Annotated in this window: 10 protein-coding genes and 1 pseudogene; 7 read left to right on the top strand and 4 right to left on the bottom strand. The window is 71.9% G+C overall.

Going from position 1 to position 12,533, the window contains the following annotated elements; genetic code table 11:
* Positions 1-4 precede the first annotated feature (4 nt).
* Entirely contained in the window at positions 5-1,027 is a 1,023-nt protein-coding gene (locus tag WMF44_RS10690) for a glycosyltransferase family 2 protein (protein ID WP_437299020.1), read from the bottom strand.
* A 490-nt stretch (positions 1,028-1,517) separates the two neighbouring features.
* On the opposite strand from WMF44_RS10690, the pseudogene WMF44_RS10695 reads away from it, so the two are divergent.
* Positions 1,518-1,703, top strand: a pseudogene (locus WMF44_RS10695) (peptide-N-glycosidase F-related protein); the annotation flags it as partial.
* 76 nt (positions 1,704-1,779) lie between these two features.
* Here the strand turns inward: WMF44_RS10695 and WMF44_RS10700 are convergent.
* Complete coding sequence (locus WMF44_RS10700) at positions 1,780-2,403, bottom strand: RNA 2'-phosphotransferase (RefSeq protein ID WP_437299021.1); 624 nt, start codon at positions 2,401-2,403, stop codon at positions 1,780-1,782.
* A 207-nt stretch (positions 2,404-2,610) separates the two neighbouring features.
* Here WMF44_RS10700 and WMF44_RS10705 point away from each other — a divergent pair, with 207 nt between their 5' ends.
* On the top strand, positions 2,611-3,576 hold the full coding sequence (locus tag WMF44_RS10705; protein ID WP_437299022.1) for a LysR family transcriptional regulator: 966 nt from the start codon (positions 2,611-2,613) through the stop codon (positions 3,574-3,576).
* Positions 3,577-3,646: 70 nt separating this feature from the next.
* Here WMF44_RS10705 and WMF44_RS10710 read toward each other — a convergent pair whose 3' ends face one another.
* Positions 3,647-3,988, bottom strand: a complete 342-nt coding sequence (locus WMF44_RS10710) for a lipocalin/fatty-acid binding family protein (RefSeq protein ID WP_437299023.1) — start codon at positions 3,986-3,988, stop codon at positions 3,647-3,649.
* 626 nt (positions 3,989-4,614) lie between these two features.
* On the opposite strand from WMF44_RS10710, the gene WMF44_RS10715 reads away from it, so the two are divergent.
* A complete protein-coding gene (locus WMF44_RS10715) occupies positions 4,615-6,138 on the top strand; it encodes a hypothetical protein (protein WP_437299024.1) in 1,524 nt (507 codons plus the stop codon).
* Between the two features lie 88 nt (positions 6,139-6,226).
* On the opposite strand, the gene WMF44_RS10720 is transcribed toward WMF44_RS10715, so the two are convergent.
* The gene (locus WMF44_RS10720; protein WP_437299025.1) at positions 6,227-6,769 is read right to left on the bottom strand and encodes a DinB family protein; all 543 of its coding nucleotides are present in this window, start codon (positions 6,767-6,769) and stop codon (positions 6,227-6,229) included.
* A gap of 222 nt (positions 6,770-6,991) precedes the next feature.
* On the opposite strand from WMF44_RS10720, the gene WMF44_RS10725 reads away from it, so the two are divergent.
* The 4 genes from WMF44_RS10725 (at position 6,992) to WMF44_RS10740 (ending at position 12,495) form a co-directional block, all read left to right on the top strand.
* On the top strand, positions 6,992-7,798 hold the full coding sequence (locus WMF44_RS10725) for a class I SAM-dependent methyltransferase (protein ID WP_437299026.1): 807 nt from the start codon (positions 6,992-6,994) through the stop codon (positions 7,796-7,798).
* A 1,063-nt stretch (positions 7,799-8,861) separates the two neighbouring features.
* The gene (locus WMF44_RS10730; protein WP_437301549.1) at positions 8,862-9,434 is read left to right on the top strand and encodes a GNAT family N-acetyltransferase; all 573 of its coding nucleotides are present in this window, start codon (positions 8,862-8,864) and stop codon (positions 9,432-9,434) included.
* A gap of 267 nt (positions 9,435-9,701) precedes the next feature.
* The gene (gene aqpZ, locus WMF44_RS10735; RefSeq protein WP_437299027.1) at positions 9,702-10,433 is read left to right on the top strand and encodes an aquaporin Z; all 732 of its coding nucleotides are present in this window, start codon (positions 9,702-9,704) and stop codon (positions 10,431-10,433) included.
* 127 nt (positions 10,434-10,560) lie between these two features.
* A complete protein-coding gene (locus WMF44_RS10740; RefSeq protein WP_437299028.1) occupies positions 10,561-12,495 on the top strand; it encodes a DUF6798 domain-containing protein in 1,935 nt (644 codons plus the stop codon).
* The last annotated feature ends 38 nt before the right edge of the window (positions 12,496-12,533 follow it).

A 12,533-nucleotide genomic window follows, 5' to 3' on the forward strand; every position in this document is an offset into this window, starting at 1 on the left:
ATCGTCATCCCTGCTCATTCGCGAGCTCGAGGGGCGCCTCCGTCCGTGCGTTCTTCTTGGCCGCAGCGGACGTCGCGCGCCTCGGGCGCTCTTCGGGGGTTTGTTTGAAAACGTAAAGGGGCCTGCCCTTCACCTGCTCGAATATACGCGCGAGATATTCACCAATGAGCCCCGTGAACGCGAGCTGAAGCCCGCCCAGGATGAGCAGCGTGCCGAGCAGCGAGCTCCAGCCGGGCTCCGTGTCGTGCAGCCATAACGCACGCCCGATGACGTACACGAGGTAAAGCGCCCCGAGCGCGGCGATCCCCACGCCGACCCGGGTCGCGAGCCGGATCGGCGCGACGGAGAACGCGAAGACGGCATCGAGCGCGAGCCGCAGCATCTTCCGCAACGAATACTTCGAATGCCCCGCAGCGCGAGGCGGCGCGACGTACGGGACGTACGCGCGGCGAAAGCCCATCCACGCGACGAGGCCCCGGACAAACCGGTGCCGCTCGGGCATACCGGCGAGCACCTTGCGCGCCTTGCGCGACATCAAGCAGAAATCAGCCGCGCCAGGCTCGATCCGGGTGTCGCTGAGCCAGTTGATGACCGTGTAAAACCCATCCGAGCTCAGCCGCTTGAAGAGCGTGGCGTCGTCCGTGCTCCTCCGGACGGCCGATACGACGTCATGCCCCGCCCGCCACGAATCAAGCATCTCCGGGATCAGCGTCGGCGGATGCTGGAGATCCGAGTCCATCACGATCGTCGCGTCCCCGCGCGATTTCGCGATGCCCGCCGAAATGGCCACCTGATGCCCGAAATTGCGGGACAACGAGTACACGAGCACCCGCTCGTCCCGGTCGGCGAGGGCGTTGAGCTCGTCGAGCGTCGCGTCGCTGCTGCCGTCGTCGACGAGCAGGATGCGGTGATCGATGTCCTTCAGCGAAGAAAGAACAGCCTTCAGCGCGTCGTAAAATGCACCGATGACCTCTGCTTCGTTGTAGCAAGGGCTCACCACATAAAGCACAGGCTTCTTGACGCTCATCAGGCGCGGCTCGCGCATGGACCCGCGCATGCTACCCGGTAGGCTTACCATGTCAACGGCCAATCACAGGCCCCGAGGCCTCACCCGAGCCCGCCCGGGCACGCTTTTTCGCCTCCGCTCTCCGAGCGCCCGCTTTTTCGCCTCCGCCCTCCGAGCGCCCGCTTTTTCGCCTCCGCTCTCCGAGCGCCCGCTTTTTCGCCTCCGCTCTCCGAGCGCCCGCTTTTTCGCCTCCGCCCTCCGAGCGCCCGCTCTTCTGCAAGTCCGAGAGGTAGACCGCCGTCCGGCCGAGCCCGTCCTCCGAGGGCACGCGGGGCTCGTACCCGAGCAGCTCGAAAGCCAGAGAAAACCAGGCGAGCGAGTGATGCACATCCCCAGCCCTCGGGCCATCGTGCTCGATCGACGGAGGCCGGCCAGGCTGCCGCTCGAGCTCTCGGCAAAGCGGAATGTGCCGATGTAATCGAGACACCAGCGGGTCGAGATCACTGGTGCTCTGACACCGTCTCGTCGGGGGCGGCGCCCCCGGCTCGCGCTGATCACGTCGAATCACGGCGCCAAGCAGGGCGGCGAGGAGCACATTCGCCGCGAGCATTTCGTGCACGTCGACGGCAAGCTGGCCTTGCAGGACAAGCCCGGTCGCATGTCGTGTGAGCCGTTCCGCAAGCACAACACGCAGGGCAACGGCATCTACGGGCGGTCGCCGCGGTCGGACGGGATGATCCGCGTCTCGCGAAGCGCCGGGGCCTTTCCGGACATCACGCCGCGCCGCGCGACCGGTCGCCGAAGAGCAGCGCCCGCAGCGCCTCGGCCTCCCGCTGCGCCCGCGCCACGATGGGCATCAGCCCCACGAGGCACTCGACCGGCACCTCCCGCACCAGGATCACCCCGTTCTGGCTGCGGAACACGCGCACGCCGCGCGCCCGGAGCCTCGCCGGGCTGATCTCGAGCATCACGTCGACCTTCGCGCGCTTGCCCACCGCGCTGCCGAGCGCGTCGGTGCAGTGGACGTGCGTGCGCGCCGCCGGCCGGATCCCGTCGCGAGCGATGCCCCTCACGGCGTCGACGCTGGTGCCGTGCCAGATCGACGCGTCGCCGTGGACCTCCTCCCACGACGCCTCGAGGCCCGCGAGCGTCACCGGCATCCCGTCGCGCGAGTGCCCTTGCGAGGCGCGCACCCGGTCGCCGCGGATCTCGAGGCGGTTCTTCGTGTTCTTCTCCACCACCTCGTCGAGCACCGGCCGGGAGATCCGGAGCGCCTTGAGGACGTCGTCCACGGCCACCCAGCCGGCGTCGTCCATGGCGACGCCCTGCGAGGGCGCCGCGTGGCGGAGCAGCCAGGAGAGCTTCTTGCTCGTGTCGGTCAAGCGATCGCGGCCCATCGTCAAGCTCCATTCCCGTCTCGTGAACCGGGGCCGCGGCCCGCGGTTCGCGCGGGCACGCAGGGGCCTCCGGAAGGTCCCTGGACGGTGCAGGGACCGGGACCGAAACCGTGAAGGGAATCGGTACGAGGAAAGAATAGACGCCAGGCTATCATCCGGAAGAAGTATTTCTGGAGCCGCTATCGCGTTTCGCGATAGCTTGCCGCCATGCTCAACCTCGACTGGCTCGGCGCCTTCGTGGTCTTCACCGAGCACCTCAACTTCACGCGCGCGGCGCGGGCGCTCCACGTCTCGCAGCCTGCGCTCCACGCCCAGATCGGCAAGCTGGGCGAGGCGCTCGGCGTCACGCTCTACCAGCGGCGCGGGCAGCGGCTGGAGCTCACGGCCGACGGCAAGCGCGTCGCCGCGTTCGGGCGCGAGGTCGGCGAGCGGACGCGCTCGTTCCTCGACGTGCTCCGCCACGGCGAGAGCCGGGAGCCGGTGGTGCTCTGCGCCGGGGAGGGCTCGTACCTCTACCTGCTCGGCGAGGGGATCCGCGCCTTCTCCGCGCGCGCCGCCGCCCCGCTCCGGCTGCTCACGCGCGACCGGGAGGGCACGCTCGAGGCCGTCGCGGCGGGCGAGGCGCACCTCGGCGTCGCGCCGCTCGAGGGGGCGCCGGACGGGCTCGCCGCCGAGCGCCTCACCGAGGTGGCGCAGGTCCTTGTCGTCCCTGACGGCCACCCGCTCGCCCGGAAGCGCCACATCCGGCTGCGCGACCTCGAGGGGGCGCGGCTCGTCGTCCCCGGCCCGTCGCGGCCCCACCGGGCCCTGCTCGCCCAGGCGCTGCTCTCGGCCGGTGTCCGCTGGGAGCCGGCGGTCGAGGCGAACGGCTGGGAGCTGATGCTCCACTTCGTCCAGCTCGGCGTCGGCATCGCGGTGGTCAACGCCTGCTGCCGCCTCCCCCGCGGCCTCGCCGCGCGCCCGCTGCCCGAGCTGCCGCGCAAGGTCTTCTATCTCGTCCGCCGGCGCGGCGGCGAGCTCCAGGGCGCGGCCGCGGAGCTCCGGGACGCGCTGCTCGCGCACGCCGCGGCGTGGCAGAGAACCCATGCGTTGAGCGCGTCGGGCGCGTCGCGCGCGTCAGGCGCGTCGCGCGCGCCCGACGCCGCCCCGACGGCGCCCGCGCGCCGGCGCTGAGCCCCCGCATCGCTCTTCCTGCCGCCTGCCGGTCTCTGCCGGTCTCCCTCCCGGACGCTGGCTCCCGGGCTCAGGCCGCCTTTCTCGACTTCTGCTTGCCCTGCTTCGCCTTCTTGCCGCCGACATCGTCCGGGCGGCTCACCAGCTTCGAGAAGTTGCTCGGCTGCCCGTCCGCTGTCTTCTCCTGGTACACGAAGGCGAGGTTCGACTGCTCGAACTTGTCGAAGAAGTCCTCCCACGAGATCTCCTCCAGGGTGCCTTCCCCGCTGTACCCGGGGAAATCGATGCGGAGGATGCCAGGCTCACCGCCCTCCTGGGTGCTCTTCACCGTCGCCGGGCGGCCTCCGCGCGATTCGGCCCACTGGCGGATCTCGTCATGATCGATGGTCGTCTTCGATGAGCTGGCCGACATGGTATTCCCTCCTGTGCTCGTGCATCGGCGCGGGGAACGGCAATCCGCATGCCAGAGGCCGATGAGAAGATCCGGGCACGCGATGGACGACCTCGGCCATACGGCGGCTCCCTGGACCGAGCGCGCCGCGGAGCCCGTCGCGCTGCCGAACCGCGCCGTCGTGCCTGCGACGCGTCGCGGCCACCACGCGGAGACCGTGGTGGCCGCGACGCGTCGCAGGCACCACGCGGAGACCGTGGTGAAAGCAGGGGAGCTCTGCTGTGGTCGACGATGGGCTCGGCGATACAATTTGCCCCGCCTGCGGCGAAATGCTGCCGGCCGGCGCAGGTCCTCGTCGGAGAGCGCGTTCCCCTGGATCCGCTTGAACCTGAAGCAGACAGGCCGACAGACTGACTGCTCGAATGCTGACAGACAGACTGCCTGGCAGACAGAAACAGCCCGACACGCGACGCGCGGCGCCCTCATGGAGGCACACGTGTACGCAGTGAAAGCATCCCGGTGGCGCTCGCCACGGAACCAGGCGTCCCCATTGTAGCTCGCGCTCGATGTAACCCACGTGGGCCGGGCCAACCCGGTTGGGCGGCCGAGAGATCGAGAGAGCGCGTATCGACGCGGGGGCGCCGCTCGTGCTACCTAGAATCGAGCGCCGCGATGTGCGCGCTGCCGAGGCCGAGGACGTGACCGCCGCGCACCATCTGCTCCTCCGGGTCGCTGTGATCGCCGTCGCCACGGCGACCACCGCGACCGCGGGCGCGCGCCCGCCGCGCCCCGCGCCGGCCGCCCCGCAGGCCCACCCGCCGCGCCCCGCGCCGGCGGCCTCGCCAGTGCGCCCGCCGCGCCGTGCGCCAGCCCCCTCGCCGGGGCGGCCGCCGCGCCCTGCGCCGGCCGCCCCGCAGGCTCACCCGCCGCGCCCCGCGCCGGCCACCCCGCAGGCGCCCCCGGCTTCGCTCGCCCCGCCGGCCCTGCCTTCCGCGGCTTCCCCCGAGCCCGCGGCCTGGCGCGCGCTCGTCGTGGGCGGCGGCCCGAGGCCGCCCATGAACCAGGTGGCCATCGAAGGCCACATCCGGTACTTCCAGTCGCTGCTCCCGGCCTGGGCGGAGCGGCGCGTCCTGTTCGCCGACGGGCGCCGGGGCACGCGGAGCGTGCAGTTCCTCGACGGCGGCCACACGCGCTACCGCGCGCCCAGGCTGCCGCGCATCGACGGGGCGACCACCCGCCCCGGGTTCGACGCGATCTGGCGCAGGTTCGTCCACGCGCGCCCCGCCGACCCGTTGCTGCTGTATTTCGCCGGCCACGGGAGCCCGGATCCAGGGCACGATCTCGACAACAACGTATTCGACCTCTGGGGCGGCGGAGCGCTGTCCGTGCGCGATCTCGCTGCCCGCATGAAGGAGCTGCCCGCCGGCACGCCCGTCGTCCTCGTCATGGCCCAGTGCTACTCCGGCTCGTTCGCGAACCTCCTCTTCGAGGGCGGCAGGCCCGACGGCGAGCTGGTCGAGCGCGACATCGTCGGCTTCTTCGCGGCGACCCGGGACCGCCCCGCGTCGGGCTGCACGCCCGAGATCGATGAGGCGGATTACACCGATTTCAGCAGCTTCTTCTTCGCCGCCCTCTCGGGCGTCGATCGCCTCGGGAAGCGCGTCCACGGCGCCGATTACGACCGGAACCAGCTCGTGGGGATGAACGAGGCGTTCGCGTACGCCCTCCTCCACCAGGAGACGGGCGATGTGCCGGTCGCGACGTCCGATGTGTTCCTGCGCCGCTTCGTCAACAAGCCCGATCACGAGACCATGGCGACGCCCTACTCCAGGGTCCTCTCGTGGTCGACCCCGGCGGAGCGGGCCGCGCTCGAGGGGCTCTCGGACGCGCTGGGCCTCCACGGAGAGCACCGGCTCCGGGCCGCCTACGAACGCGAGTTCGGGCCCCGGGCGGGCAGGAGAGACGTCGAGGACGTGGACTCGGCCCACCGCCTGCGGTTCATCCGGCTCGCCAAGAGCGTGGTGCTCGCGCGGACGCTGCGGCAGAGCGGCAACCGCGCGCGGATCGAGCGCTTCGAGCGGCTGCGCGCCGCCGAGGCGCGCAATCCGCTCGTCGAGGTCAGGGCGGCGAGCCAGGCGCGGCAGGACGGCCGGCGGCGCGCCGCCCGGTGATCCCGAGCTGGCCCCGCCCGCCCGCCCAGGGGGCTGTCGGACCACCGGACAGCCGCGCTCGCCGCGGGGCGAGGCGCGCGTGCGCGTGTCATGACGCGCGGCTCTCGTCCCGCAGCATCGCGATCAGATCGGTCGCGCCAGGGTCGATCCCCATCTGTGTGAGCAGGGTGGTCACCTGACCGCGGTGATGGGTCTGATGATTGAAGAGGTGCCCCACGGACCACCAGAGCGGAGAGGTGTAGACCGTCCCGCTCCGCGTGTACGTCAGGTCGCCCGCGAGCGCCCGGTCATCGAGCTCGTGCACCCAGGCGAGGATATCCGCGTCCGTCCTGGCGCGCTCGCGGGAGAGATCGCCGAAGTCCGCGTAGAGCTCCTGCGAGAGCGCGGTGATCTCGATGGCCTTCCCGCTCGGATCGCGGGAGACGAACCGCTCCGCGCCGCCGGTGAAGCGCCCCATCCACGTGCGGTCGGCGAGCAGGATATGGTTCAACGTGCCGTGGATCGACCGGAAGAAGGCCCCGCGATCGCGCTTGCGCTCCACGTCGTCGAGCTCGCCGACCAGCGCAAAGAGCCTGTCGTTCATCCACCGGTTGTAGCGAGCCAAGGCGCGGTACTGGTCGATCCAGCTCATGAGCGACTCCTCGTGGTTCGAGAGCAGGCGCGGACGCTACCACGCCCGCCCCCGACGGCGAAACCGGGCCAGCACCGCCGCCTTCGCGCGCAGCCGTCGAGATCGCGCTTGCTCGGTCCGTTATGGCGGACTATCGTCCTCGATAGCAGACGCGTGGTGGTCGGGGAGACCCTCCACTCGAACCCGTCTTTCGCCGATCTCCACCTCCTCTCCCAAGGAGCCATGATGGTCAGCCTTTCGCTCGATTCAGCTGTCCTGGCCGAGACGTATGATCGCGTCAGCGATCGGCAGTTCAACCACGGAAAGCTGCTCATCGAAGATCTCCAGATTTCCCCGGGCGAGCGCGTCCTCGACGTCGGGTGTGGGACGGGCCGGCTCGGGGCCTACGTCGCCGATCTGGTCGGCCCCTCCGGCGCGGTGGCCGGCGTCGATCCGCTGCCGCTCCGGGTCGATCTGGCGAACGAGAAGCGCCGGCCGAACTTCCGCGCCAGCGTCGGGCAGGCCGAGGATCTCTCGCAGTTCGTCGCCGGGAGCTTCGATGTCGTGTTCCTGAACAGCGTGCTCCACTGGCTGCCCGAGAAGCTCGGGCCGCTGCGCGAGGCGCGCCGGGTGCTCAAGCGGGGAGGGCGTCTCGGCATCAGCTCGGCCGCCAGGGAGCGCCCGCACGAGTTCGAGCAGGTGATCGAGGGGGTGCTGTCGTCTCTCGGCCTGACCGGCAGCGCGGAGACGCTCGGCAGCACGACCTACAAGGTGACCTCGGACGACCTGACGAGCACCCTCGTGCTCGCCGGCTTCGAGGATCCGAGGCTCCAGATCCGCTCCTTCACGGACCATTTCACGGACACGGACGACGTGATCGCGTTCTACCTGGCCAGCTCGTTCGGCAACTTCCTGTCCAACCTCGATCCGGCGGGGGCCGCGCGGGTCAAGGCGGCGCTCGCGGCCGAGCTCGAGCGCCGCCGCGCGCCGGAGGGGATCCGGCTGCAACGTCACCTGATCTTCGCCGTGGCGCGCGCGGGAGAGGCCTAGAACAGCGATCATGTTGAAACCCGGAGAATTTTCACAGGGAGGCGAGGAGGCGGGGAGGAAGAAAAAATGAATTTCTCCCTCTTGCCGTCTCTCGCTCCCCGCCTCCCCGCCTCCCTGTGAAATTTCTGCTTTTTCTCGGGGTTTCAACCCGTTTGTCGCTAAGCTCGGCAACCAGCGGCCAGAGGCGACGAGCCGGCCGGCGCGAGCTCTCCAGAGCCTTCTCCGAGCGCACGCCGGTTGCGTGGCCGCGCGCCTCTGCGAGGATACGGCGCCGGCAGGGGCGGGGAGCCCGGTGAGCGCCCGCGCGCGCTCGACGACGGCCGAGGAGCGCCGAGCCCGCCGCTCGGGGGGCAGGTGAGCGAACGACTCGACGTAGAGGTGCTGAGCCGCCGCGAGGAGCTCGAGGCGCTGCGGGAGCCGTGGAGCGCGCTGTGGCAGCGGTGCCCGTCGGCGACGGCGTTCCAGCGGCCGGAGTGGCTGATCCCGTGGTGCCGGGCGCTCGGGCCCGAGGCGGTGCTCGCCCTGGTCTTCCGGTCGGACGAGGGGCTCGTCGGCCTCGCGCCCCTCGCGGTTCACCGCATCGGCGACGAGCGCGTCGTCGCGCTGCTCGGCGCCGGGATCACCGATTACAACGATGTCCTGGCCGCGTCCGGGTACGAGCGCGCGGTCGCGGACGCGGCGCTCGCTTGCCTCGAAGAGCGCGCCGACGCGTGGGACGTCGCCGATCTCCACGACCTGCGCGCGTCGTCGCCGCTGCTCCTCGCCGAGGCGCCCCCCGGCTGGTCGGACGAGGTCGAGAAGCACGAGGCGTGTCCGGCGGTGACGAGCCCCGAGGGCGCCGCGCCGGACGCGCCGCTTCCGCCGGGGATGCGCGCGCGCGTCGCCCGCGCGCGGAAGCGTCTCGCGCGGGCCGGGGACCTGCGCCTCGACGTGGCCGACGCGGCGAGCGTGGACGAGCTACTCGACGCGCTGTTCGTGAACCACACGGCGCGCTGGCGCTCGCGCGGCGAGGGGGGCGTGCTCGACGAGGCGCTCCGGCCGTTCCACCGCGAGGCCGCGCGCGCTGTGCGCGCGGGGCGCGCTGCGGCTCTTCGGCCTGCGGCTCGGCGGGCGGATCATCGCGTCGCTCTACGGGTTCGCCGAGCGCGGCGGGCTCGCGTCGTACATCACCGGCTTCGATCCGGAGCTCGCGTGGTACAGCCCGGGGCTCGTGATGCTCGCCAGCGCGATCGAGCACGCGGCGCGCGAGGGCGCGCGGACCGTGGACTTCCTCCGCGGCCGCGAGCCGTACAAGTACGACTGGGGCGCCGTCGACCGCTGGACGTTCCGCCGGCGGCTGCGGCGCCGGGGCGCGCTCGGCGGAGCCGGGCGAGAGGTCGGGGAGGGCGAGGGCGCGGTGCAGGCCGTGATGTCCGGCGAGGCGTCGCCGGAGGTCGGCCTGGTGCGGCTGCTCGGCGCCGCGGGGGACCTCGCGGCCGCCGCGCGCGCGATTGACGCCGCGCACGCCGCGCACGACGCGGCCGACGCCGCGCGGCTGGCGGCCCGCCACGGGTTCGACGTCCTCGCGAGCGGCGAGCGGGCGTTCTGGCTGTGGGACGCGCGGGCGTACCGGCTGCGGAAGATCGAACACCGGTGAGGGGCGCTCGAAGCGGTCCGACCGCAACGCGGCGGGCCGGGGCTCATCCAATGTCGACGAAGGGCCGGTGGAGCATCGCCTCGGCAGGGTGCCCGCCGGCCGACCGTGCGGCCTGCGCCAGCCGTCGGGATGGCCCCACGGCCGGGCGCGGCCGCCGCAGCGCCTCGGTCTACGTTCGGGCGCGGCCGCTCCACGGTCGGGCGCGGCCGCTGCCGCGCCTCGGTCCGCGCCGAGGGGGCCTTCCGCAGGGGAGATGAAGAGATGGAGATGTCGTTGTCCAGGCGTACGGCCGCAGAGTTTCTCGGAACGTTCTGGCTCGTGCTCGGCGGCTGCGGGAGCGCCGTGCTCTCCGCGGCGTATCCCAGGCTGGGGATCGGCTTCCTGGGCGTGGCGCTCGCGTTCGGGCTCTCCTTCCTGACGATGGCCTACGCGGTGGGCCACATCTCGGGCGCGCACTTCAACCCCGCCGTGACGCTCGGCCTGATCGCCGGCGGGCGCTTTCCCGCGCGAGACATCCTGCCGTACGTCCTCGCCCAGATCGCCGGCGCCATCGTCGCCGCCGGGATCCTCTACGCGATCGCCAGCGGCGCCGCCGGGTTCGCCGTGCAGGCAGGCTTCGCGTCGAATGGCTACGGCGGGCGCTCGCCCGGCGGATACTCGCTCTTCGCGAGCCTCCTGACCGAGATCGTCCTCACGTTCGGCTTCGTGATGGTGGTCCTCGGCGCGACCGATCACGGCGCGCCGCGCGGGTTCGCGCCGATCGCCATCGGGCTCGCGCTCACGCTGGTTCACCTCATCGGGATCCCGGTCACGAACATGTCGGTGAACCCGGCGCGCTCCACCGGTCCTGCCCTGTTCGTCGGCGGAGGGGCGCTGTCTCAGCTCTGGCTCTTCTGGCTCGCCCCGCTCGCCGGCGGCGTGCTCGCGGGCGCCCTCTATCCGGTGCTCGTGGGCCCGAGGCCGAGCCGGGCCGTCGTCACGTCGCCGCCGGTCAGCTGACGAGGCCGAGGAAGGAGGAGGCCGACGGCGCGGATCAGGCCGGCCCGGCGCTCGGCTCCCGGCCCCGCGCGCTGTCGAGATTCCACGCACGGCATCGTGCCACCTATGCTAGGGCTCGCGCCCCGAGATGAGGACCAAGATCGGGACCGGGCCCGGGGCGCCCGAGGCCGAGGCCGACACGGACGCTGCCGCCGGCGCGGATGACGAGAACACCGCCGACGCAGGCGGCGAGGCGAGCTCCGGCGCGGAGGGCGCAGGCGGCGAGGAGAGCTCTCCGCGCGCCGCGCGGCCCGCGGCGGCCGGGCCGGCGCGGCCCTCGCCGCGGCAGAGGCTCGCGCCGCTCCTCCGCGAGCTGCCGGCCGCGCTCATCGCGCTCGTCGTCTCCATCTGCTTCGGGCTGAGCTACGGCGTCAATTACGGCGTCAACAACCAGACGTCGTACCTGCTGGGCGCGCTCCGGCTGCTCGATCCCAGCGTGCTCGCCAAGGACTGGTACGCGACAGGCGCGGCCAACTACCACCCGGCGTTCTCCTACGTGGGCTGGCTGCTGCTCGCCATCGACCGCGGCGGCGCGGCGGTGGGCTGGGGCCTCGTGGTCACCGCGGCGCTCGGCGCCATGTGCGTGTACTGGCTCGCTGTCGAGCTGCTGAAGCAGCGGCGCCTCGCGCTGGCCACCTTCCTGCTCGTAATGGCGATCGCCTTCGTCACCCGCACCGACAGCGTCGCTGTCAGCTACATCTTCGATTTCACCCTCCAGCCCTCCACCCTGGGCAGCCTCTTCCTGCTCGCGGCGCTGCCGCCCCTCGTGGCCGGCCGCACCCTGCTCTCGGGCGTGTTCCTCGGCCTGAGCGGCCTGTTCCACGCCAATTACCTCGTCCTCGGGATCGGCACCTTCGGCCTCACCCAGCTCCTGCTCGGCTGGAGGGACGGCTGGAAGGATCTGGCGCGGCGCATCGCCATGCAGGTCGGACCGGCCATCGCGGTGTTCCTGCTCCTCTCCCCGCTCATCCTCCGCTCGGTGCGCTCGCCGGACGCGGCGTTCGCGCAGGAGATCCTCTTCAACATCCGCGCGCCGCACCATTACGCGCCCACGACCTACAAGAGCAGCTTCTTCCCGGTGGCGGCGTGGCAGATGCTCGGCCTCGGCGCCGGCGGGTGGCTCTTGCGCGGCCGCGAGGGGCGCGGGCGCCGCCTCGGCGCGGTGGTGCTCGCGATGGCGATCCTCCTCTGGACCGGGACGCTGCTCACCACCTGGGTGCAGATCCCGCGCGTCGCGCAGCTCTTCGTGTGGCGCTTCGCGCCGTTCCTCGATCTCCTCATGCAGCTGCTCGTCTGCGCGGCCTCGGTGAGCATCGCGGCCCGCCCCTCCCTCTTCCGGCGCATCCCGCCCGCGGCCCTCACGCTGACGCTGGGCGGCTTCGTCGCCCTGGCCATGCTCGACAAGGGCGGGGATGTGGGGTGGTCGCTCGTGCTGGCCCTCGCGCCCGGCGCCGCGGGCGCCCTCGTCGGCGCGGCGGCGTCGCTGCTCGAGCGCCGGCGCGTCGGTCTCGCCCCGGCGCGCGCATTTCTGTTGCGCTTCGGCGCCTATGCGGTCGTCGCCTACGCGGCGCTCGCCTGCCTCCGCGTCGGCGTGCCCAAGGTGAGGGGCTACCGGGAGCGGTCGAGCGTGATCAAGGGCATGCGCGGGCCCGAGGCCGATATGTACGCCTGGATCCGCGCCAGCACCCCGAAGGACGCGGTGTTCCTCACGCCGCCGCAGCTGGAGCGCTTCCGGCTCCTCGGCGAGCGCGCCATCGTCGTCGACTGGAAGAGCAGCGCCTACGTACCCAGCGAGCTGGTGGAATGGTACCGGCGGCTGGAGGACGTCTCCGGGCGCAAGGGCTTCCGGCGCTCGGACGACCTGTCCGACGGCTACGGGGATCTCGATGCCGCCCGGCTCGGCCCGCTGAAGAAGAAATACAAGCTCGATTACGTGGTGGTGGCGCGCGGCCGGCAGAGGGACCTGCCGGGCAAGGTCGTCTATCAGAATTCGCGCTTCGTGATCCTCGACCTGGCCGGCTGAGACGTCATCGGGGCTCGAGGCTCGCCGCGGGTCGCGTA

The sequence above is a fragment of the Sorangium sp. So ce426 genome (genome assembly GCF_051475585.1).
In the GTDB taxonomy this organism is placed as follows: Bacteria; Myxococcota_A; Polyangia; order Polyangiales; family Polyangiaceae; genus Sorangium; species Sorangium cellulosum_B.